Origin of the sequence: Bacteroides sp. An269 (assembly GCF_002159755.1) — a bacterium.
GTDB classification, from domain to species: domain Bacteria; phylum Bacteroidota; class Bacteroidia; order Bacteroidales; family Bacteroidaceae; genus Phocaeicola; species Phocaeicola intestinalis.
In genome coordinates, this window is sequence record NZ_NFJG01000022.1 from 1 (window position 1) to 23,229 (window position 23,229).

The following is a 23,229-nucleotide window of genomic DNA, read 5'->3' on the forward strand; positions in this document are numbered from 1 at the left end:
TTCCGCTCCTGTTCTTCGTCAGATAGCCCGCTATCTTCCTCATCACAAAAGCGAAAATGCCTCAAAAACTCATCCCAAATCATCGCACGATAAATTCAAAACAGCTTCTTAATATCAAAAATAGTAAATTATCAAATCGTAAATTAAATAAAAGCGTCAACGCGCTGCCGTGGCATTGCTGAATGCACTGGTCACCTCATCGAAGAAAACCGGGTCGGGATTTGCCTGAAGCAACTGCATCATCAAATCATATACATCGGCATGGCTGTCCAATTTCATCGCCATCTGCAAATCGGCCAATGACTCTTCATACTTGCCGTTGTTCATATAAACTTCCGCACGTGCCTTGTAGTTTTCCACATCCGAAGGAGTCAGGCGGATAGCCTCATCCAAATCTTCTTCCGCTTCGGCGTATGCCTTGGCATTCATCAGCAGCATGCCTCGCGTATAATACGCAAACGCACGATACTCGGTATCCGCTTCGGGTATAAAGCGTAAGCTTTCGTTTACTGCATGGAAAGCCAACTTGGCATCTCCGCAAAAATTACAGACCAAAGCCATATAGCAATGGGCATAGCCATTCTCCGGATTGGCGTTCAGTTCGTTAGTCAGATAAGTATAAGCCTGTTCGATATTACCTTCGTTCAAAGCCTCTACTCCTTTTTGATAATCGGCCGTAACCGGACGCTCGAAACCTTTTGCAAAAAGGGAATTTACCGCCAGCAGCCCGCAAATCAATGTTATAATCAGTGTCTTCATGATACCATTAGGTTGTTTTTGATTGTTGGCTGCGAAATTACAAGCTTTTCTCCGAACAACAAATACCTTTTTTTATGTTCTGCATCAGCTTTTTAACACTTTCCTGCTCAATGACCACAAACCTAAGAAGGTCAGCAGCCCGTTGAACATCAACATTTCATAACCGAAAGCATATCCTGCCAGGTAAAAACACAGGCGGTCGGTGGCATAACACACCAGCGGAGAGAGCAACGCCACATAAGGAACAAACCGGTCGCGAGGCAACCTGCGGGTAAACATTCCGAAAGCAAACATGCCCAACAGCGGCCCGTACGTATAGGCTGCCAGTACATAAATCGTATCGATAATACTCTGACTGCCTACCGCCTTGAACACCAACATACAGCCGATAAAAACAACAGAAATACCTATATGTACACACCGGCGGATGCGTTGTGCCTTACCCTCCGAAAACTGTCCTACCTCCAGAATGTCAATACAGAAACTGGTGGTCAATGCCGCCAATGCCGAATCGGCACTGGAAAAAGCCGCAGCGATTATGCCGATGGTAAAGAGCACCAGCACCACCGGACCTAAATATCCCTCGGCGGCAAACATCGGAAGAATATCATCCCCCTTGGCTGGCAAGTCTACCCCCAACCGGGAAGAAGCCAGCAACAACAATATCCCCAACACCAGAAACAGGAAATTGACCGGCAAAAACGAGAAACCGTAACAATACATATTCTTCTGCGCCTCTTTCAGGTTGCGGCACGAAAGGTTCTTCTGCATCATATCCTGATCCAGCCCTGTCATAACGATGGTAATGAAAATGCCGCTGAAGAACTGCTTGAAAAAGTTTTGCTTCGAATGCCAGTCGTCGAGCACAAAGATACGGCTGTGCGCATTATCCGCCACAGCACCGGCAACCGATGGCCAGTCGCCACCGAGCATCGCCACTACCTTGTATATAATAAGGAGTAAAGCCGCCAGCAGGCAGAAGGTCTGCAGGCTATCGGTCCAGACAATGGTACGTATCCCGCTCTTATGCGTGTATAGCCAGATGAGGACTACCGTACCGATGGCAGTCAGCAAAAAAGGGACACCGTATGCGTCGAACACATAATGCTGCAAAATCAGACAGACCAAGTACAGACGCGCGGACGCTCCCAGCAATTTAGAGACCAGAAAAAAAGAAGCGCCCGTCTTATAAGAACAGACACCGAAACGTTCTTTCAAATAAGTATAAATGGAAATCAGGTTCAGCCGGTAATAAAGCGGAAGCAGCACATGGGCTATCAGCAGATAACCGACAAAAAAGCCCAGACAGGTCTGCATATACGTCATATCAATGCTCCGCACCATGCCGGGCACCGAAACAAACGTCACGCCCGAAAGCGAAGCCCCTATCATACCGAACGACACAATGTACCACGGCGACTGGCGGTTGCCCCGGAAAAAAGCATCGTTGTCGCTGCTGCGAACCGACGTGATATGCGCCACCAGCAAAAGGATGCCGAAATAAACCGCTATGGTAACAAGGATGAATATGCCGTTCATTGTCATTTCAATCTATTCAACCGAAGCAGTTCTTCGATTTCTTTCTTGCTGATAGAAGAACGCTCCGCCTTATCGTAAATGTAAAGCAAGTTGATTTCGCTCTCTTCCACCGCTACCACTACCGTAAAGGTAATAACCCGCGCGCCGCCGCTCTTGCCTTTCCCTTTCGAGGTGATAGCCATGCGAATCTTGCGCAATCCGCCGCCCAAGTCGGTACCGAGGTGCGGATTGGCCTCCAATTCGTTTATTAATCTTTCGTAATCATCCGCAAACGAAGCATAATGTTTGTTCAGCCGTTTCGCTTCGCGCTTAAAAGTCGGCAAAGGTTCTATTTTAACGTTCATCTCTCAATTCCTTTAAAAAATCTCTTGCCGAAATCAAATGTAGCTTACCTTCCTTTTTTAATTTCAACTCTTTCAGCCCCGCGTCAATCCCGGCAAGGATTTCCTCCTTGCTGATATACTCGGTTTCCTCTTCCTCCTTGCGGGTGCCTTCCAGCAATTTGTCGGCAAGCCATATACGGTTCCGCTCGCTAAGCGAAAGCGACTGGATATATTGCCAAAGACTTTCCATCGATGCTGATACTCTCATAACGTATTCCTCCTTATATGATTAAGTGACAAGGCAAAGATAGCAAAATATCTTCAAACTCCGCTGCAAACGCACGAAAAAGACACTATTTGAAACGGGACGTATCCACTGCTTCCCGACGCTTCTCCTGATAGCCGCCGAACTTCCACGTAAACGACAAGCCTACGGAACGGTAGCACGAATAATCGTTCGTCACCCACTGGCGGGCAAGACGGATATACGGGTCGATGCCTGCGGTCTCGAAGATGTCCTTGCACCAAGCCGACAGGATGCAGTTCTTGCCGGCGAAAGCATAACGCAACGCGATGTCCACATTGCCGCTGGCTGGCAAATCATACGTGCCCTGATGCGCTTTGCTGCGCACAAACCCGTTCAGCGTCAGACGCAAGTCCGGACGGGTGGAAAGCGTAACCGTATTGTTCCATACCGCCATGCCGTAGCAGATGCGGCGGTCGAAAGGCATGTCGTAGAAATCGTTGTCTTTCTCGCGCATCCATACACCAATCAGCGTGAGGCGCGAATCGAGCCACTTCTTTACCTTGAACGGAACAGAAGCCTGAATGCCCGCCTGACGCTGGAAATCAAAATTCAGATAGCGGTAAATCTCCACCAAGCGTTCGGGCGACTGGTAAAGCGTCTGCGTGGCATAATCTTCCGTATGGCTGAACCAGGCAGAAAAGATATACTTCGATTTCAAGACATACACCAACCTCACATCGTAATCTTTCGAAGGCTTCAGCAACGGATTGCCCTGCACTTCCGAATAACCTCCGCCCAGATAAGACACCGCATCCTGCACCGCCCAGTAACCGGGATAACGCTTGTCGCTGCTGAAAGAAAGCTGCACGATATGGCTGGCGGAAGGTTTATACATTGCCGTCAGATTCGGATACCAACTCCATTCGTCCCACACCGGCGTCCGGTAACGCTCGGCTGCAAGCGAAAAGTCCACCGACAAATCTTCGCCGAACGACTTGCTGAAGCCCGCATATACGTTCAGCGTCTGTTCCCTCCGGCGCGAATCCATGTCCGAAGGCAATCCTTCATTCCCCGAATAGCGCTGGTACGAATTGTCCACACTCGTAGAATACACCGCTCCATAGTTCAGCCCCCAGCCGTGCTTCAGCTGATGTTCTTGCGACACGTAGAACTTCCAGGCGTTGATGCGCTGCGCGTCTTCGGTATAAAAGTCCATGCCCGTCCCGTCCATTTCGCTGGAGAGGCGTTGGCTGCCCGGCGCATGATACCACGTAAACTCCGTGCCCGCCTTCAGCCCGAACGGAGCCTGATAGTCCAGCCGCCCGTTATGAAGCCACGATTCCTGATTGCCCAAGGTCGTCGCCGTCTGCGTGCCCGTGGTGTATTGGTTATAATGGCTCGTGTCGTAACTCCCGTTGTAAACAAAGCCCAACATGTGATTCTCGGCAAAGCGGTAATCGGCGCCGAGGCGGAACGTATGCGTATGGTTCCGTCCGCGTCCCGTCTGGTGATTTTCGATGAGGCAGGTTTCGTCCTCCGCCTCTTGCCAATGGCGGGCTTCCTTGTCGGTCGTGTTGTAACTCTTGCCGTGCGTATGCGAGTAAAGGAAATCCATCGAGAGTTTCCCTCCATTATATAAGAAGGAGGCACGCTCCTCGAACGAAGCTTCGTGCCGCTGGTCATACTTGGCGAACGCTTCGCCCTGTACCGAGCCGGGGTCGCCGATGCGGTGGCGCAGGCGGACGTTTATCAGCGCACCCCGCACCTGATAGCGTGCCGGAGCATTGTACATCACTTCTACCCGCTCGATGCGGCTGGCGGGCATCGACTTCAATAACGAATAAAGCTGCTCGGCGCTCATGTTCGTCACCTTCCCGTCCAAAATGACGGTCACGCCCCGTGCCCCCAACGTCAGTCCGCCGTTCATCTCCACCACGCCCGGAAGCTCTTTCAACGCATCATATACATTGTCTATCGGTTTTTGCGCAATCATGCGGGGCAGGTCGTATTCCAGCCTCCCCGGCAATGCCTTGACCACGGGGCGTTCGCCTTCCACCATCACTTCGGGCAAAGCCTGAAACAAGCTGTCCGTCTGCACGTCGCCCGTCAATAAACTGTCTACTGCTTCTTGCGCCGGAAGCCCCGTTCCGAAAGCTGCCAGCCCGATAATCAAAATCATCCGTTTCATTGTATTTCCGTTTTTGTTTGATACGGCAAAATTCGGCATTTCCCGCGGAATCCGCCTTATCTTCCGTCTTACCGAGTGTTACCGGAAGTGTTATTTAGTCTTACCGTTTTCCGCAAGATTGAGCGGAAAGACCTATCTTTGCCTTGCGAAAACGTCCTCCCGATGGGAGCGGCAAATTGCAGCTTGCGAAAACGTCCTCCCGATGGGAGCGGCAAATTGCAGCCTGCGAAAACGTCCTCCCGACGGGAGCAGCAAATTGCAGCTTGCGAAAACGTCCTCCCGACGGCAGCAGCAAATTGCAGCCTGCGAAAACGTCCTCCCGACGGCAGCGGCAAATTGCAGCTTGCGAAAGCTTCCTGCACGTTGCAGGACGAAATCGCAGAGAAAAAACAAACCTAAAAAAGAACCGCCGCATGAAATTGCCCCTGAAATACATTGCCCTGCTGGTCATCCTCTCGCTGGCGGGCGTATTCGCTTACCAAACCTATTGGCTGACCAGCCTTTACCGCACCCAGCGGAGCGAGATGGAAAAGGACATCCGCGAAGCCCTGCGCACGAGCGATTACAACGAAATGATCGTGCGCGTCAAGAACCTGCAGAACGATTCGCTGGCACAAGCCGAAGTGACCGTCTCGACCGGATACGACGACGAACGGGCGTTCACGAAGACCCATACTATCCGCAGCGTCAAGTACGGCGACAGCACCCGCATCTCCATTTGGGAACGCAGCGTAAAAGACACCGTCATCGCCCCGCAAGCTGCCCTGCAAGCCGACATCGCCTCTATCCTCTTCGAGAACAAAAGCTCGACCGCCGAACTTGCCTCCAACTTCCAGCAAGGGCTGCACGCGGGCATGGACATCCTGACCGACCCCGACTTCGCCGTCTTCGACAGCCTATTGGAAACAGAGCTTCACCGCATCGGCATCCACGCCCCTTACCGGCTGATGTACCTGCACCGGGGAAGCACCGTCGATTCGAGCTATACGTTCACCGACACGCTCAATGTCAAAAGCACCGGCGGTTACCTCCCTTCGCCGAAAGCCATTACCTACGATTACAGTTACGACCGGCACGGCAATTGGCTCTACCGGCTCACCTTAGAGCCTATCGAGAGCATCGTGCTCACCCAAATGGCAGGCATCCTCACCGCCTCGGCGCTGATACTGGTTATCTTGGGGCTTGCGTTCGGCTTCCTCATCCGCACCCTCTTGCGCCAAAAGACGTTGGAAGAAATGAAAAGCGACTTCACCAACAACATCACCCACGAACTGAAAACCCCTATCGCCGTAGCATACGCTGCCAACGATGCCCTGCTCAATTTCGGAACCGGAACCGACCCGGCTAAGCGGGAACGCTACCTGCGCATCTGCCAGGAACAATTACGGAGACTGAGCGGGCTGGTGGAACAGATACTCGGCATGTCAATGGAACGGCGCAAGACTTTTCGCCTGCATCCGGAAACCTTCACCCCTCAGGAAGTCATCGCACCACTCATCGAACAGCATAAGCTGAAAGCGGACAAGCCCGCCGGCATTACCCTCCGCATCGAGCCGGAGAACCTCACCGTATACGCCGACCGCACGCATTTCAGCAACATCGTGAGCAACCTGCTGGACAACGCCGTGAAGTATTCGCCCGGCGAGGCACAGATTGACATAACCTGCCACGAAGACAACGGCTGGTTCGTCCTCTCCGTCCGCGACCAAGGCATCGGCATCCCGCACGACAAGCTGCGCCACATATTCGACAAATTCTACCGCGTACCGACCGGAAACCAGCACGACACGAAGGGCTATGGGCTGGGGCTGTATTACGTAAAGACCATGACCGAGAAACACGGCGGAACGGTGGAAGTGAAGAGCGAACCGGGACGAGGAAGCGAATTCACGATTAAATTAAGAATGAAGAATTAAGAATTAAGAATGAAGAATAGAGAAGCAATAATCGATGTACTGCTGGTGGAAGACGAGGAGACACTCGCCCTTATCATCAAGGACACGCTGGAAGGGCAAGGCTTCGCTATCCGTTTGGCGGAAAACGGGGAAGAAGGAATCGAAAAGTTCTTCGGCCAAAAGCCGGACGTGGTAGTGGCAGACGTGATGATGCCCCGCATGGACGGATTTGAAATGGTGCGCCGCATCCGGCGGCAGGACAAGCAGACGCCCGTACTCTTCCTTACCGCCCGTTCCGCCACGAGCGATGTGGTGGAAGGTTTCGAATTAGGGGGAAACGATTACCTGAAGAAACCGTTCGGGATGCAGGAACTTATCGTGCGCATCAAAGCCCTCTTGGGACGGGCTTCCAACTATTCCGCCCCAGAAAAGCAAACGTCCGTAACAGAATTCGAAATAGGCAGGTACCGCTTCAACGCCATCACCCAACGCCTCTCCTACCTCGGAAACGAGACCGAACTTTCTTACCGCGAAAGCGAAATCTTGCGCCGCCTCTGCGAAAACCGGAACGAAGTGACCCTGATGCAAGACATCCTGATTGAGTTATGGGGCAACGATACGTTCTTCAACCAGCGCAGCCTGCACGTATTCATCACCAAACTCCGCCACAAGCTCTCGCGCGACGAGCGCATCCGCATCGTAAATGTCCGAGGCATCGGGTACAAACTCATCATCAACTGAAAAAACCCACAATCACACAGACAACCAATCGCCACCCGCGAAACTTCCAGCCGCTTGAGGAGTTTCAACAGGCTGAAACTGCAGTTTTCACCGGTTAAAACCATCGTTTCAGCCTGACAAAAGCCGCAAGGCAACAGGCTGCGTTTGAAAGTTTTCCTTGCCGCATCGCTAAAAGAAGCGGGATTTTTCGTACATTTGCGCCCCAGAAACAGATAAGGAAATTAGAAACGATGAACCAACAATATCCGTCCGCATTACTCGAAAAAGCAGTAGACGAATTTGCCAAGTTGCCCGGCATCGGCCGAAAGACCGCCATGAGACTGGTGCTCTACCTGCTGCGGCAGGACACGCAGGCAGTGGAATCGTTCGGCAATGCGCTTATCCGCCTGAAACATGAAGTGAAGTATTGCAAGGTGTGCCACAACATTTCGGACACGGACGTCTGCCAGATTTGCTCCAATCCCTCGCGCGATGCCTCGACCATCTGCGTGGTAGAAAACATCCGCGACGTAATGGCAATCGAAAACACCCAGCAATACCGCGGACTGTACCACGTGCTGGGCGGAGTCATCTCACCGATGGACGGCATCGGTCCCTCGGACCTGCAGATAGAAAGCCTGGTGGAACGCGTGAAGGCAGGCACCGTGTCGGAAGTCATCCTGGCGCTCAGCTCGACCATGGAGGGCGACACAACCAATTTTTACATCTTCCGCAAACTGGCACCCTACAACGTGAAACTGACCATCATCGCCCGGGGCATCTCCATCGGCGACGAGCTGGAATATACCGATGAGGTCACGCTAGGACGATCCATCGCCAACCGGATTGTGTTCACGGGCACCACGATTTGAATTTACGATTTAACGATTTACGATTTTACGATTTATGGAAAAAGAACTGAAACGCCTGATACGGATATTGAAAGCCGAATATGCCCTGATGTGGGTGCTGACTGTGTTGCTCGCCGCGCTATATGAATGCGACATCTTGCCTCAAGGGCTTTTTGCAGGCGATGCCCAAATGGAATACATCATGCAGGTAACCAGCATCCTGCTCACGATATGCCTCATCCCCCTGTCGCTGCGCCTCTTCAACCTGTCACTTACACGGCACATCGCTGCCCTTCCTCTCAAGAATGCCCTAAAGAGTTACCGCCGGTGGAGCGAAATACGCATCGCCCTGCTCACAGTAGCCTCTCTTGCAAGTCTGTCTGCTTACTATTGGACGATGGACACCACCGGATTGCTCTGCACCGGTATGACCGTAATAGCCTCACTGTTTTGCGTTCCAGGCAAAGAACGCCTGCTGAGTGAATTAAACCTCTCTGATACCTCTCTGTCCGAATGAACCCGTCCTTGCATTCCAGTAAAATCAGCCTACGCGCTCCAGAGCCTGAGGATATTGATGAAATGATGTTTTTCGAAAACGATGCCTCGTTTTGGGAAAACGGCCCTGCCACAGGTCCCTATTCGCGTTACCAGTTGAAAAAATACATCGCCGAAAACCAAAACGACCTGTTCGCCGACGGTCAACTCCGCCTCATGATTGAACATGCATCAGGAGAAGTGGCAGGCATTATAGATGTGTTCGCCTTTGACGCGCGTCACCGGCGCGCCGAGACAGGCATTGTTGTAAAACCTGCTTACCGCCGCCAAGGCATTGCCTTTGAGGCACTCTGCTTACTGGAACAACATTGTTTCGGGCTGTTGGGCATTCACCAGCTGTATGCCTACATCCGGAGTGACAATACAGCCAGTTTCCGCCTGTTCAAAAAGCTGGGCTACAGCCTCACCGGTACCCTGAAAGACTGGGTTCATACCGGGGAAGGCTATCGGGATGTATATTTGATGCAAAAATTGGCGACACAATCAGTCCAGTCATTCTAGAAGCTGTTTTGAATTTCTCCAAAAGTTTTTCTTGGCTTGATGTATCCGTTTTCGTGTGTGCTTTGGGCGATAAATTCAAAATAGCTTCTTAAGAAATATATCCCACGTATTTCCCGACAAACCTCCGGAAGGCTGGTATACGCATCAAACCCTGCTCAAAAAGAAGAATCCCTAAAAGTGCACACAAGATACCTAACATCACATCTATCAGATAATGATGTCCGGAATAGACAGCCGTAAACCATATTCCGCACATGATAACGGTAAACGTCAACCGAAGCCAACAGGCACAACGCGCCCTGAAAGCATAAAACAGGGTAACTACCATATAGGCGGAATGCAAAGAAGGTACCGCAGCAAAGACATTGGCATTACGGCCGTACAACCCATGAAAGACCGTAAGTCCCGTCATCTCATCAAAGCGTCCCAACCCAGCCACATCGCCCGGTGTGTTGAGAACCGGTTCGAAACCATAATGCATGACATACCAGGGTGGAGCTGCAGGATGAATATAATAACCGACAAAACCCAACAGATTGACAAAGAGGAATACCAGTGCAAAATGAAGATAGACCCGGCGCTGGCGCGTAAAATAAAGTCCCAGCCCGAACAAGACCGGCACCGGCACCCAGCACAAATAAAACACTCCTGCCATAAAATCCATAACCGCACAATGGTGAACCGCAAAAAATTCATTAGGTGTCAGTATCCCTTGTGCAGTAGCAATGCCGAAGAGATGCTTCTCGGCTTCGTACAATCCTTTCACATCAATCGGATTAACCTCATAGTTAGGCACGATACGCATCCAGTCATACGATATGGCAAAAACGACAAACGGCAATAAGGCAATTGCCAGCTTACGTGTAAAAGAACCGGAAAAAAACAAGACTATCAGCAAAAGTGTCATTAACCAATGTTCGGGACGTATCCCAACAAACACAGCAGTAACACCCATCCACACCGCAAGTGCCGCCACAAGCGTAATGATTTCCCTGACAGAAGGGAAATCTGCCTTCAATTGTCTCTTAAAATCCATATCAAAATCACTTTATCAGCTGACGACGGCTATATTCGATACGTGCCAATGCTGTAATATTGGCAAAAACTGCAATAAATGCCATCGGTATAATCAGAATCAGCATGGCATCAAACGAAAGCCCGCGGGCACAAGTCGCCGTGATACCACATACCAGCAAAGCTACACTGGTCAGCACGACACGTTCGGGACGTTGCATAAACCCGATTTTACATTCCAGCCCCAATCCTTCGGCACGGGCACGCACGTAACTTACCATCAGCGAACCGATTAAAGCGGCAAAAGTTATAACGGCACCTGCCAGATAGCCATGCCCGATAAGACAAAAACAAATACCTCCCAATGTCACCAGTTCACTATACCGGTCAAGTACCGAATCGTACATGGCTCCGAAAGTAGATGCCATCTTCCCGATGCGTGCCACCTGCCCGTCCATCATGTCAAACAAAGAAGATACCAATATCACTCCACCTGCCCAGGCAATAAGCCGGTAGGGCGTTTCGTCCGGATGAGCCCCTGCATAAATCAAAATACAGGCTCCTGCAAGGTTTCCCAGGAAACCGATAGTTGTCACCATATTAGGCGTAATACCTATCTTTATCATTCCATGAACCAGCGGGTCTATCACTTTATAAATAAACTGCTGCAATGCGTCCCGCATCTTTTTAGCTTGTTTTTTTATTTCCATGTCGGTGTTTGATTTGTTTTATTCTGTTTTTCAATCGATTATTTATTTGAGCATCTTTAAATACGAACATACGGTGCAGATTGTAATTCCAACACACAGCTACCGTTACCGAAGTAATAACCTTCGAAAGAATAAAAGCGGTAGAGTCTGTCAGATGCAGACGACTTTGTTGCATCGTCAGAAATTCGGTCAGCAGGTATGTGCCCCACAAATTAAGCCCAATACTTCCCAACCAGACCAGAAGATATTTAAACAACACATACATCGGACCGCAATCTTCAGTATGGAAAGTCCATTTATAATTAATGGCGCAATTCACCAATCCTCCGCTGACCGAGCCTGTCAAGGTAGCATAAACATAATAGATGCCGAATCCCTGATTCAGTACAATACTGACCAGAAAATCGACAACAGTCGCTACCTGTGCCGAAAGCTGGGCACGGATAAACATAAACAAACCTTTCCCCTGAGTGAAACCTATAAGCCAGTCCTTCACGTCACAATCCATCTATAAAAATAAATAACTATCAGCCCATAAATGCCCGACAATATATCATCTGCCATAATACCATATCCTCCCCGGAAACGCTCCGTCTTCCGGATGCCTAACGGCTTGAGGATATCAAAAAAGCGGAATAACAGAAACGCCGCAACCATGTATCCCCAATGCCCATGAGCAGGCACAGCCAAGAGAGCGATCCAGGTTCCCACCATCTCATCAATGACTACCCGTGACGGGTCGGCTCCCCAATATTTCTCGGATACGCCAGCCGACCATACACCTAATACAGTAAAGACAACGACCAACGATGCCGTTATAACCTGTATAAATACATAATCGAGCAAAGACGCATATCCCCACCATACCAACATTGCCAAAAGGGCACCTGCCGTACCTGGAGCCACCGGACTGTATCCGCTACCGAATCCACTTGCTATCAACTGATGAAAAAAAGGTATCTTCTGCATACTCTTGTTTATTAACCGACAAGCTGTCACCTTGAAGTCTCTTCTGTAAGAGCCTACAAAAGTACGGTTTTTCTTTGAAATGTCTTTCCTTAAAATCTAAATTAATAATGGTTAATACTACATAAAAGTCGGTTTATTTATCAGTTTTCAACGTTCTTCATTTGTCAGAAACAAGAAAGTGGTGTAATTTCGCCTTCGTTTTCAAATTTAATAAAAAGCGTAGTAAGATTATTGATATGGTGAAACGATTACTCCTTATATTTATAGGTTGGTTCTGTATGATGGAGATTGCAGCCCAGATTCATGGGGTGGTTGTCGACGCAAATACAGGCGAACCTATTCCTTATTTAAATATATATTACGACGGGAAAGGAGTGGGAACTGTAACAAATAATGATGGCGAATATTCGATTGCATACCATGCAGGATGGACTAAACTGACTTTTTCCATGGTAGGATACGAAACACAAGAAATCATCGTATCAGCAAAAACAAGCGAACTGAACGTCAGCATGAAAGAAATAGACCAGATGCTTGACGAAATCATCATACGGCCTAAAAAAGAAAAATACTCCCGCAAGAACAATCCTGCCGTAGAAATGATAAAGAAAGTCATTGCTTCGAAGCGGAGAACAGACTTGAAGCAGAAGGATTTCTACCAATATTATAAATACCAGAAAATCATGTTTGCCAAAAACAACATCACGGCAGACACTTTACGCGAATCCTGGCTATTCAAGCAATATCCTTTCTTCCGCGACCAGGTAGAGGTATGCGACGTAACAGGCAAGAACATCCTTCCCCTTTCGGTCGACGAAACCGTCTATGAAAACGTATACCGTAAAGAACCGCATTCGGAAAAGACCTATGTGCGTGGCATCAACTCTACGGGGGTGAACGAACTGTTCAGTACCGGCGAAATGCTTACAACTGTCCTGAAAGACGTCTTTCAGGATATTGACATCTACCAAGACCGTTTCCGTTTTCTTCAATATCCGTTCGACAGCCCGATATCGGAAGCAGGTATCCGGTTTTACAAGTTCTATATCATGGATACCATTTATGTGGAGCGCGACAAGTGTTTCCGCCTCTCGTTCGTGCCCAACAACTCACAAGACTTCGGATTTACAGGAAGCCTGTATATCCTTGCCGACTCTACCTATCGTGTCAAACAATGCCAGTTAAACCTGCCAAAGAAAACCGATATCAACTTTGTCGACCACATGGTGATTGACCAGAAGTTCGGCGAACTGCCCACAGGAGAATGGACCTTGCTGGAAGATGATATGCTGTGCGAAATGTCTTACCTGAAAAAAGTACTGGGAAGCTTTCTAGTAAGACGGACCACCCGGTATTTCGACTTCAACTTTGACCCTTTACCCAACAGACTTTTCAAACAAAAAGGAAAAGAAATAAAGGATGTAAATGCCATGATGCGCGACAACGAATTCTGGAGCAAGTACAGGCAAGAAGACTTGACCCAATCGGAACAACGTATGGGCAGTTTTGTGGACGACCTGACCAAAATAAAAGGTTTCAAATACTTCATGTTTTTCTTAAAAGCACTTATCGAGAATTTTGTGGAAACCAGTACCCCCGACAGCAAGGTAGATATAGGTCCTATCAATACCATGATTACCTCTAACTACATTGACGGGTTACGCCTGCGTGCGTCGGCACAAACTACAGCCAACTTGAATCCACACCTTTTCCTGAAAGGATACTATGCTTACGGATTCAAAGACAAGCGGTCGAAATATATGGGTGAAGTGGAATATTCGTTCGACAAGAAAGAATACCTTCCGCGCGAATTTCCGAAACATTCGATGACGTTCACCTACCAGTATGACAACATGTTGCCTTCCGACAAATTTATCCATACCGACAAAGACAACGTGTTTACATCACTGAAAGTATGTACGGTAGACCAATACAATTACGAACGGAAAGCCACCATTAAATACGAACGCGAACGCGAATTCGGCTTCAAGACTACCGCCTTTGTACGCTATGCCAATTATGAGCCATGCGGAAAATTGTTCTACCGCACCATGGCTGGCGAATCGCAACTGCAATCTGCCATTGCAAACGGCAGGCTATCGGGTACGGAATGGGTACATTCACCATTCAACACACACGATATTACCGTTGCCGAAGCTTCGATAGCTTTCCGCTATGCACCGGGAGAAACATTTGTCAATACCAAACAACGCCGCCTGCCGGTAAATCTGGATGCACCGGTATTCTCCATTCAGCATACCCTTTCCGTGAAAGGTATACTGGGAAGTGACTATACATACAATATGACCGATTTCAGTGCCTACAAACGCTTTTGGCTCAACTCTTGGGGAAATATTGATGTATACCTGAAAGGCGGCATCCAGTGGAACAAGGTACCTTTCCCCCTCTTGATTATGCCGGCAGCCAACTTGTCGTACATCATTCAAGAAGAAACATTCAATCTTATCAATAACATGGAGTTTCTGAACGACCGCTATGCCTCGCTTGATGTATCGTGGAACATGCAAGGCAAGCTGTTCAACCGCATTCCTCTGCTCAAAAAGCTGAAATGGCGTGAATTTATCGGCGTGAAATGCCTTTGGGGAAAACTGACCGACAAAAACAATCCATTTCTGGAACAAAACCGCAACGATAACGTCTTAATGATGTTTCCAGGACATTACAATGCCGCCGGAGGATACGATTACTCCAGTTATGTGATGGATCCACATAAGCCGTATGTAGAAATCACAGCAGGTATACACAATATCTTCAAGTTACTGCATATAGAATATGTACGCCGGCTGAATTATAATAACCTGCCTACCGCCAATAAATGGGGCATCCGTTTCATGATTCGTACCGTATTCTAAAAAAAGGTGACCAGGCTCTTAACACCAAATAAAAAGCTGCCAAAATTGCTGGATATAACAAGATTTTTGTAATTTTGTCATATAAAGAAGTCACCCATATGAATAAGACAGAAATCCAAAGCGTAAAACTCAGGTTCGGCATCATCGGAAATACCGAGGGGCTGAACCGTGCCATTGATATAGCTATACAAGTAGCTCCTACCGACCTGTCGGTATTAGTAACCGGTGAAAGCGGTGTAGGTAAGGAAAGTTTTCCTCAAATCATCCATCAGTTCAGCCGCCGTAAACACGGCCCTTACATAGCCGTCAATTGTGGCGCCATCCCCGAAGGAACAATCGATTCCGAATTGTTCGGACACGAAAAAGGAGCCTTTACAGGTGCTATCAGCGACCGTAACGGATACTTTGCCGAAGCAAACGGAGGAACAATTTTTCTTGATGAAGTAGGCGAACTCCCCTTATCGACACAGGCACGCCTTCTCCGGGTACTCGAATCAGGCGAGTACATCAAGGTAGGTTCATCAAAAGTACAAAAAACAGATGTACGCATTGTAGCAGCGACCAATGTCAATTTCACCGATGCCATTGCCGAAGGAAGATTCCGTGAAGACCTTTACTATCGCCTGAACACAGTGCCTATCAAAGTCCCGCCTTTGCGGGAACGTACAGAAGATATTGTCTTGTTGTTCCGGAAATTTTCCTCAGACTTTGGCGAAAAATACCATATGCCCGCCATCCAACTTACGGAAGAAGCCAAGCAGCTTTTGGTTCACTATCCGTGGCCAGGCAATATCCGCCAGCTGAAGAACATCACCGAACAGATATCCATCCTGGAAACCAATCGGGATATCACTCCCGCCATATTGCAGAGCTACCTGCCTCCACAGCCAGAGTCACGCCTGCCTGCCTTATTAGGCATCCATGCATCTGAGAAAAAAGGATTCGAAAGCGAACGCGAAATCCTGTATCAGGTCTTGTTTGACATGCGCCGGGATGTAACCGAACTGAAAAGACTAGTTCATGACATTATGGCCGAACACCCCAGCTATACCGTGTCACAACCCACTGAGGTGCCGGTACACTATCTGCAAAATACAGTAAATGTCATACCCGAATCGCCTGTGGTAGTCAAACCTGTATCTGCAACAGAGCACCCTATCAACGTCACCCCCGTAGAGCCTTCAGAGGTACAAGATACCGAAGAATATGTAAAAGAAAACCTGGCATTGGAAGACGTGGAAAAAGAAATGATCCGCAAAGCTTTGGAGCGACATCATGGCAGACGCAAAAACGCTGCTGCCGACTTGAAAATATCAGAACGTACACTTTACCGAAAAATCAAAGAATATGGACTTGAATAAAAAACGCAGTAAACTTATAGGCATGTGTGCAGTCTTTGCCTGCATACTGACAGCTTGCTCCATCTCGTATAAGTTTAATGGAGCATCTATCAACTACGACAAAGTAAAAACCATTTCATTCGAAAATTTTCCCAACCGTTCGGCAGCCTTTGTCTGGGGTCCGATGGAATCGATGTTCAACACGGCTTTGCAAGACATCTATATGCGGCAAACCCGTTTAAAACAGGCACGTCAGGGAGGCGACCTGGAACTTTCGGGCGAAATAACCAATTACGACGCATATAATAAAGGTGTAGGTTCCGACGGTTATTCTACAATGGCAGAATTGCGCATGACCGTCAATGTGCGTTTTGTCAACAATACCAATCATGCCGAAGACTTTGAACAACAGTTCTCGGCAAGCCGTGAATACGATGCCAGCCAGCAGCTTTCTTCTGTGCAAGAAGGACTGGTGAGTGAAATGATTGATGAGATTGTAGACCAAATATTTAATGCTACTGTGGCTAACTGGTAAAAATGATACAAGAAAACCTACAACAGTGGATTTTACATCCCGAATCGTTATCGGAAGAAAGTCTGGAGCAACTACGCGAACTTTTGTCGCGCTATCCTTACTTTCAGACGGCACGTTTACTTTACCTCAAGAACCTGTATCTGCTACAAAGCCCCGACTTTAAAGCCGAGTTACAGAAAAGCGCACTCTACATTGCCGACCTGAGTGTACTTTTCTACTTCATCGAAGGTGAACGCCTTTCCATCAAACAGCATACGAACGACAAGAAAACACCAGCAAATGCTTCTGATACAGACCGCACCCTCGACCTCATCGACCGTTTCTTATCTGGCACACCCGAATCCTTGGGAAATGACCTGCCCCTTCCTGCAGAAGCCAACATGGACTATGCAACCATACTGCTGAAGGAAGGAACAAAGCCTGAAAAAGTCACTCCAATGAAGGGCCAGGAACTGATAGACCGTTTTATCGAAAATACACAGTCGCACGAAACGCCCGCCGCTCCATCCCTACAGGAAGAAAACGAACCGGATGATGAAGAAGCACAGACAGAAACCGAAAACGATGAAAACTATTTTACCGAAACTTTGGCTAAAATATACGTCAAACAGCACCGTTATGAGAAAGCTCTTGAAATTATCAAGAAATTAAATTTGAAATATCCAAAAAAAAATGCTTACTTTGCAGACCAAATGAGATTTTTGGAAAAATTGATTATTAACGCTAAATCAAAATAAAAGAAAATGTACTTATTATTAGTTGGATTAATCGTACTGGCATCTGTATTAATGTGCTTTGTGGTATTGATACAGAATTCAAAAGGAGGAGGATTGGCTTCCAGCTTTGCTTCTTCCAATCAGATTATGGGTGTAAGAAAAACAACCGATTTCATTGAAAAACTGACATGGGGACTGGCTGTTTTCATGGTAGTTTTAAGTGTTGCAGCTGCTTATGTATTGCCAAGTGCCACTCAAGGTTCGTCTGTAATCATGGATCAGGCTGTTCAGGAACAGAAAACAAATCCGTTAAATGCCCCCGAAGGCTTTGCTGCACCCCAGACCGAACAGGCTACCACACCGGCAGCAACAGACTCAACAGCCCAATAACCTACCCCTCATATTCTTAAAAAACGAGACGCAGATATACATACACAGCAAGGCTTGTCGAGAATTTCCCAAACCGCTGTCCCAATGTATATCTGCATCTTTTTATTCCCCCCCCCCTGATATTTCCTTAATTTATGCTAAATGCATGCAGTATTCAAACTCTTTCCGTCTTTACTTATTGAATAGTAAAACCACACAAATATGAAAAGATTATTGAAATACGCAATGGGTCTCTGTGCACTGACAATAGGCATGCTTCAAACCTCATGCGATGACGGAGACGGATATTCTATCGGTGATATTGCCTACGACTGGGTGACCATACATGTAGAGAGTGATGGAATCTATACCTTTACAGGCGACACATGGGGAACCATGTATCCCGCTGCTTCGGGAATATGGGGGTATCAGATAACAGAAGGTACACGCGGACTGCTGGTCTTCAACCCGTTATATGACAATTATTACGGATACGATGTGGGAATCAAGCCAGAACAGCTACGCACTTTCCTGACCAAAACGGTAGAAGACCTGACTAATGAAAACGAGAACGAATATGCCAACGACCCAGCCTATGTACGTGAAGCATGGATAGCAGGAGGATACATGAACATGCTGTTCGATATGAAAATGCCACTGGAGAAAAAGCACCGGGTCAGCCTGATAAGACATGCAGATGAACAAGAGATAGGAGAAGACGGATATATCCATCTGGAATACCGCTACAACACATATGGAGACACGACAGACGTGTTCAATCCCGGAACGGAAGTGGTATGCTATAATCTCAACACACTCCCGATTGACCGTGCCAAAGGCATCAAGATGGAGGTCAACCATGCCGTTTACGGAAAACAAACACTCGTATTCGAAAACATGAATGAACCGACACCCGAACAGGCAAAATCCGTCCAGGCACCTTCATCAGAACAAGATATTTACTAAGAAGCTGTTTTGAATTTCTCCAAAAAGTTTTTCTTGGCTTGATGTATCCGTTTTCGTGCGTGCTTTGGGCGATTTTTTGGTCCTTTCCGCTCCTGTTCTTCGTCAGATAGCCCGCTATCTTCCTCATCACAAAAGCGAAAATGCCTCAAAAACTCATCCCAAATCATCGCACGATAAATTCAAAACAGCTTCTAATATGATTATCCGCATTTTGCCCAATTTGATAAATGTCCGCAACTTGCTCTGGATGCAAATAACGCAGTAGTACTGCCTTTGCCAATGCAGTATATATTCATCAGCAGATGCAGTATATATTCATCAGCAGTTGCAGTATATATTCGTTTTCATAAGTGATACGTCCGACTCACTTATGTTCATCCAAAGGCATGCTTGGCGTGTTCTACAACTTCATCACTTCCTGCTCAAAATCTTCTTTATTTACTTTCACCTTATTGCGGATACGGCTGCGGTAATTATATACCGTAGCAAGCGAATAGCCTAAGAAATGAGCTATACGGGCTGTATCAGTTACCCCCAAGCGGATCAGGGCAAAAATACGCAACTCCGTACTCAAAAGCTCTCCTTTTTTGGGGTATATTTTCCCGTCGTCCGTTAGCAATGCATTGAAATCATCAATAAAATTAGGAAAGAGTTCGAGGAAAGACTTGTCGAATTCCATATAAAAATTCTTTCGTTCATCGCGCAAAAACTGGTCGGAACGGATAGTCTTGAACAAATCATCGATGCGTGAAGCCATTGCCAGTTTTTCCAACAAACGCCGGTATTGCTCCAGTTTGTCGAGATAACTTACGCATTTATCCAAATATCTGGCAATATACACTTCCTTTATTTTACCAGTTTGCGCCAACTTTTCGTTCACCGTCTTCAGTTCTTCGTTAGCCGCCGAAAGATTCACCCGCATGAGCGATAATTTCTTGTTCCATGAATACAGGCGTAACGCTACGATGACGAGCAGCAGCGCTATCACCGCCAACGTAAAGAAAAAGATATTCATCATACGCCGTTCGTTCGCTACACTGTCAGAGTAGCCATCGTTGACGATGGGAAACACTTCAGTCACTTCTAAAAAACGCAAACGGGCGTTGCATGCAACAGCATCTTCCATTGAACAACGAAGGTAGCGGTAAGCCCGTTCGATATCTCCCTGCCGGTAAAGAACCCATGCCAGCCGCTGGAGGGAAGCGTATTCACGCACTGCCATGGTGAGGTCGATAATGGCGGTCTGGGCCAAATAATAAATCTGCATTTCGACATCGCCTTTCGCTTCATAGACTGATGCCAGTGTATAGTTGACGTATGCCTTTTCTTGCATGCTCATCGGAGCGGACAAGGTTTTGTTCAGTACTGGAATGGCGGCATCGAATTGCGATTCGAGCAACATCTTTTCAGCCAGCGAAATGCTCCGTCCGGGACCTTCGGGCACCAGCATCAGCACCGAATCACGGTAGCAGGCGGTCTTGCGGATGTATTTTTCCTTTTCCGAATGGATAATGGTGTAATCCGCCATCCAACCGTAATAGGAACGCATGGCGTAGTAATACTTCAACCGCACGTCCGGAGTCACCAGGTTGCGGTCTATCTGCTCTAAAGTCTGTAAGGCTTCGTTATATGCTCCCATAACGCCCATCGCATCGGCACGGTTGATAATCACGTCGGCTTCCGCTCTCTGTGGCTTTGCCGAACCGACATACCGTTCCATCTCATCGACATAATGCAAGGCGGAATCCGCCTGATAATGCAAGTATTGAGTAAACAGTTCACTACAGATTGTGTATCTTTGTGCATTATCGTATTCGTTGGCAAGGCGTTGCTTTAGTTGGGCTATCGTTCTTTCCCGTTCTTCGCAGTGCTCTTTTTTCTTCCCGATTACTTCGTCCAATTCTTTCAGAATCCGTTCGTTTGAAGACTGCCCCATGCAAGCAAATGCAAGAACATGCGACAATACAATTAATATAATAGTTTTTTTCATACAATCTGATTTATATTTTTCATCTTTAAATTTAAGATAACTTTCTTATTCTCATTGATTTTATAACATACCCCACTTATATTCCGCTTCCAAATATACGAAATATTCCTCTATTTTCCTATTTTTGTTTAAAAGAAAAGTAAATAGTTCCAACGGGCTATGCACATACTTGCATCAACCTACGCATATACTTGCATTGGCTTACGCCGATATATGCATCAAGGCATGATGGCATTAACATTAATTCATACTATCATAAAACAATTATTATCATGAAAAAACTATGGCTTACCCTGCTTGCCGCCTTTGCTTTCTTGGGATTCAGCAAAGCGGCTCCGGTGACGGAAATCGACCGGATAGCCCCTAACTTCTGGTGGTCAGGAATGAAAAATCCCGAGCTTCAAATCATGCTTTATGGCAAGAACATCGCTACGTCTGCGGTTTCGGTTACAGGCAAGAACATCGTCTTGAAAGAAACCGTAAGGCAAGACAGCCCGAATTATCTTTTTCTTTATCTTGACCTGACGGATGCTCCCGCACAGACATTCGATATCGTCCTGACTCAAGGGAAAAAGAAAACGGCTGTCTCTTACGAATTGAAGCAACGTGTGCGCAAGGGGAGCGACATACAAGGATTCACTTCCGAAGACGTGCTTTACCTGATTATGCCCGACCGCTTTGCCAACGGCAATCCGGAAAACGACATTGTAGAAGGCATGAAAGAGAACAAGGTAGACCGCAATGACCCGTTCGCGCGTCATGGAGGTGACTTGGCAGGTATTGCCAACCATTTAGACTACATTGCCGACCTGGGCGTAACGGCCATCTGGCTCAACCCCACACAGGAAAACGATATGCCCGACGGATCTTATCACGGCTATGCCATCACGGATTACTACCAGATAGACCGCCGTTTCGGAACAAACGAAGAGTTCAAGACTTTGGTCGACCAGGCACACAGCAAAGGACTGAAAGTCGTTATGGACATGATATTCAACCATTGCGGAAGCGAAAACTACCTGTTCCGCGACAAGCCTTCGAAAGAATGGTTCAACTTCCATTCCGAATACGTACAAACTTCATTCAAGACGGCAAGTATAATGGATGTACATGCCAGCCAGTATGAGAAGAAAATCGCCACCGACGGATGGTTCACCCAAGTGATGCCCGACCTGAACCAGCGCAACCGCCACGTGGCACGCTATCTTATCCAAAGCAGCATCTGGTGGATAGAATATGCAGGCATCAACGGTATCCGTCAGGACACTCATCCGTATGCCGATTACGATTTCATGAGCCAATGGTGCAAAGAAGTACTGGAAGAATACCCATATTTCAACATTGTAGGCGAAACCTGGCTGAACACCAACGTATTGGTGTCTTATTGGCAAAAAGACAGCAAACTGGCTGCTCCGAAGAACTCTAATCTGCCTACCGTAATGGACTTCCCCTTGCAGGGACTGATGAACCAGGCTTTCGATGAAGAAACGACCGAATGGGCAGGAGGATTGTACAAACTGTATGATTATCAGACACAAGATCTGGTATATGCCAATCCGATGAATCTGTTGACTTTCCTTGACAACCACGATACTTCACGCTTTGCCACTACTGATGAAAAAGCCGAGAACCTTACACGCTACAAACAAGCCATTACGTTTTTGCTCACCACTCGTGGCATTCCTCAAATCTATTATGGAACAGAAATACTGATGACAGGCGATAAAGGCAAAGGCGATGGCGACCTGCGCAAGGATTTCCCTGGAGGCTGGCAAGACGATACCACCGAAAACTTCACAGCAAACGGACGCACAGCTATGCAGAATGAAGCGTTTGATTTTACACGCAAGCTGCTGAACTGGCGTAAAGGAAACGAAGTTCTCGGCAAAGGGACACTGAAACACTATTCCATTCAGAACGGAACGTATGTGTACGAACGCAAGTATAACGGACGTTCGGTGGTGGTAATGATGAACGGAACCGGTCAGGCTCAGACGCTCAACCTCACTCCGTACCGTGAAATCCTGCCTCAAGCGGAAGCCAAAGATTTTCTAAGCGGACGTACTGTAACATTGGGCGAGACATTGGAATTGCAACCGAGGGAAATCCTCTTGCTGGAGTTCAATTAAATGAAAAATGGAGAATGAAGAATAAGAAATAAAGGTATTC

24 protein-coding genes are annotated in these 23,229 nt (G+C 47.6%); 13 read left to right on the plus strand and 11 right to left on the minus strand.

Features of this window, described 5'->3' with window-relative positions; translation table 11 throughout:
- Positions 1–156: 156 nt before the first annotated feature.
- The 5 genes from B5F71_RS06475 to B5F71_RS06495 all read right to left on the minus strand — a co-directional run bounded on the left by B5F71_RS06475 (position 157) and on the right by B5F71_RS06495 (position 5,047).
- On the minus strand, positions 157–759 hold the full coding sequence (locus B5F71_RS06475; protein ID WP_013617055.1) for a tetratricopeptide repeat protein: 603 nt from the start codon (positions 757–759) through the stop codon (positions 157–159).
- 84 nt (positions 760–843) lie between these two features.
- Positions 844–2,298 (minus strand): sodium:solute symporter, encoded by a 1,455-nt coding sequence (locus tag B5F71_RS06480; RefSeq protein WP_162608542.1) that lies wholly within the window; start codon positions 2,296–2,298, stop codon positions 844–846.
- Positions 2,299–2,300: 2 nt separating this feature from the next.
- Complete coding sequence (locus B5F71_RS06485; protein WP_087208605.1) at positions 2,301–2,642, minus strand: type II toxin-antitoxin system RelE/ParE family toxin; 342 nt, start codon at positions 2,640–2,642, stop codon at positions 2,301–2,303.
- Positions 2,632–2,889 (minus strand): surface protein, encoded by a 258-nt coding sequence (locus tag B5F71_RS06490; protein ID WP_087208607.1) that lies wholly within the window; start codon positions 2,887–2,889, stop codon positions 2,632–2,634. The genes B5F71_RS06485 and B5F71_RS06490 overlap by 11 nt, the downstream gene beginning before the upstream one ends.
- A gap of 85 nt (positions 2,890–2,974) precedes the next feature.
- On the minus strand, positions 2,975–5,047 hold the full coding sequence (locus tag B5F71_RS06495; RefSeq protein ID WP_241148569.1) for an outer membrane beta-barrel family protein: 2,073 nt from the start codon (positions 5,045–5,047) through the stop codon (positions 2,975–2,977).
- Positions 5,048–5,218: 171 nt separating this feature from the next.
- On the opposite strand from B5F71_RS06495, the gene B5F71_RS06500 reads away from it, so the two are divergent.
- From B5F71_RS06500 to B5F71_RS06525, 6 genes are all read left to right on the plus strand, one after another.
- Positions 5,219–5,455 (plus strand): hypothetical protein, encoded by a 237-nt coding sequence (locus B5F71_RS06500; RefSeq protein WP_087208609.1) that lies wholly within the window; start codon positions 5,219–5,221, stop codon positions 5,453–5,455.
- Between the two features lie 14 nt (positions 5,456–5,469).
- On the plus strand, positions 5,470–6,972 hold the full coding sequence (locus B5F71_RS06505) for a HAMP domain-containing sensor histidine kinase (RefSeq protein ID WP_087208611.1): 1,503 nt from the start codon (positions 5,470–5,472) through the stop codon (positions 6,970–6,972).
- A gap of 9 nt (positions 6,973–6,981) precedes the next feature.
- On the plus strand, positions 6,982–7,692 hold the full coding sequence (locus B5F71_RS06510; RefSeq protein ID WP_087208613.1) for a response regulator transcription factor: 711 nt from the start codon (positions 6,982–6,984) through the stop codon (positions 7,690–7,692).
- A gap of 230 nt (positions 7,693–7,922) precedes the next feature.
- Complete coding sequence (recR, locus tag B5F71_RS06515; RefSeq protein WP_013617063.1) at positions 7,923–8,543, plus strand: recombination mediator RecR; 621 nt, start codon at positions 7,923–7,925, stop codon at positions 8,541–8,543.
- Between the two features lie 34 nt (positions 8,544–8,577).
- Complete coding sequence (locus tag B5F71_RS06520) at positions 8,578–9,039, plus strand: hypothetical protein (RefSeq protein ID WP_022039251.1); 462 nt, start codon at positions 8,578–8,580, stop codon at positions 9,037–9,039.
- Positions 9,036–9,578: a GNAT family N-acetyltransferase gene (locus B5F71_RS06525; RefSeq protein ID WP_022039252.1), complete on the plus strand. Its 543-nt coding sequence runs from the start codon at positions 9,036–9,038 to the stop codon at positions 9,576–9,578. The genes B5F71_RS06520 and B5F71_RS06525 overlap by 4 nt, the downstream gene beginning before the upstream one ends.
- A gap of 88 nt (positions 9,579–9,666) precedes the next feature.
- Here B5F71_RS06525 and B5F71_RS06530 read toward each other — a convergent pair whose 3' ends face one another.
- The 4 genes from B5F71_RS06530 to B5F71_RS06545 are packed head-to-tail and all read right to left on the minus strand — an operon-like array spanning position 9,667 to position 12,271.
- Positions 9,667–10,614, minus strand: a complete 948-nt coding sequence (locus B5F71_RS06530; RefSeq protein ID WP_022039253.1) for a phosphatase PAP2 family protein — start codon at positions 10,612–10,614, stop codon at positions 9,667–9,669.
- A gap of 7 nt (positions 10,615–10,621) precedes the next feature.
- Positions 10,622–11,302, minus strand: coding sequence for a CDP-alcohol phosphatidyltransferase family protein (locus tag B5F71_RS06535; RefSeq protein WP_087208616.1), 681 nt, complete (start codon positions 11,300–11,302; stop codon positions 10,622–10,624).
- Positions 11,280–11,810, minus strand: coding sequence for a GtrA family protein (locus B5F71_RS06540; RefSeq protein WP_022039255.1), 531 nt, complete (start codon positions 11,808–11,810; stop codon positions 11,280–11,282). Before B5F71_RS06540 ends, B5F71_RS06535 begins: the two co-directional genes overlap by 23 nt.
- Positions 11,795–12,271 carry a phosphatidylglycerophosphatase A gene (locus B5F71_RS06545; RefSeq protein WP_087208618.1) on the minus strand — a complete coding sequence of 159 codons (477 nt, stop codon included), beginning with the start codon at positions 12,269–12,271 and terminating at the stop codon, positions 11,795–11,797. Before B5F71_RS06545 ends, B5F71_RS06540 begins: the two co-directional genes overlap by 16 nt.
- A 236-nt stretch (positions 12,272–12,507) precedes the next feature.
- Between B5F71_RS06545 and B5F71_RS06550 the strand changes: the two genes are divergently transcribed.
- From B5F71_RS06550 to B5F71_RS06575, 6 genes are all read left to right on the plus strand, one after another.
- Positions 12,508–15,144, plus strand: a complete 2,637-nt coding sequence (locus B5F71_RS06550) for a DUF5686 and carboxypeptidase-like regulatory domain-containing protein (RefSeq protein WP_022039257.1) — start codon at positions 12,508–12,510, stop codon at positions 15,142–15,144.
- Positions 15,145–15,242: 98 nt separating this feature from the next.
- Positions 15,243–16,505 (plus strand): sigma-54 dependent transcriptional regulator, encoded by a 1,263-nt coding sequence (locus tag B5F71_RS06555; RefSeq protein WP_022039258.1) that lies wholly within the window; start codon positions 15,243–15,245, stop codon positions 16,503–16,505.
- Positions 16,492–17,019, plus strand: a complete 528-nt coding sequence (locus B5F71_RS06560; RefSeq protein WP_022039259.1) for an LptE family protein — start codon at positions 16,492–16,494, stop codon at positions 17,017–17,019. The genes B5F71_RS06555 and B5F71_RS06560 overlap by 14 nt, the downstream gene beginning before the upstream one ends.
- Before the next feature lie 2 nt (positions 17,020–17,021).
- On the plus strand, positions 17,022–17,756 hold the full coding sequence (locus B5F71_RS06565) for a hypothetical protein (RefSeq protein ID WP_022039260.1): 735 nt from the start codon (positions 17,022–17,024) through the stop codon (positions 17,754–17,756).
- A 6-nt stretch (positions 17,757–17,762) separates the two neighbouring features.
- Complete coding sequence (gene secG / locus B5F71_RS06570; RefSeq protein WP_087208620.1) at positions 17,763–18,125, plus strand: preprotein translocase subunit SecG; 363 nt, start codon at positions 17,763–17,765, stop codon at positions 18,123–18,125.
- Positions 18,126–18,326: 201 nt separating this feature from the next.
- On the plus strand, positions 18,327–19,070 hold the full coding sequence (locus tag B5F71_RS06575) for a NigD-like protein (RefSeq protein ID WP_087208622.1): 744 nt from the start codon (positions 18,327–18,329) through the stop codon (positions 19,068–19,070).
- On the opposite strand, the gene B5F71_RS20185 is transcribed toward B5F71_RS06575, so the two are convergent.
- Positions 19,067–19,237: a hypothetical protein gene (locus tag B5F71_RS20185; protein WP_158098050.1), complete on the minus strand. Its 171-nt coding sequence runs from the start codon at positions 19,235–19,237 to the stop codon at positions 19,067–19,069. The two genes, B5F71_RS06575 and B5F71_RS20185, sit on opposite strands and share 4 nt — an antisense overlap.
- A 233-nt stretch (positions 19,238–19,470) precedes the next feature.
- Complete coding sequence (locus B5F71_RS06585; protein ID WP_087208626.1) at positions 19,471–21,060, minus strand: DUF6377 domain-containing protein; 1,590 nt, start codon at positions 21,058–21,060, stop codon at positions 19,471–19,473.
- Positions 21,061–21,332: 272 nt separating this feature from the next.
- Here B5F71_RS06585 and B5F71_RS06590 point away from each other — a divergent pair, with 272 nt between their 5' ends.
- Complete coding sequence (locus tag B5F71_RS06590; RefSeq protein WP_087208628.1) at positions 21,333–23,189, plus strand: glycoside hydrolase family 13 protein; 1,857 nt, start codon at positions 21,333–21,335, stop codon at positions 23,187–23,189.
- Positions 23,190–23,229 lie beyond the last annotated feature (40 nt).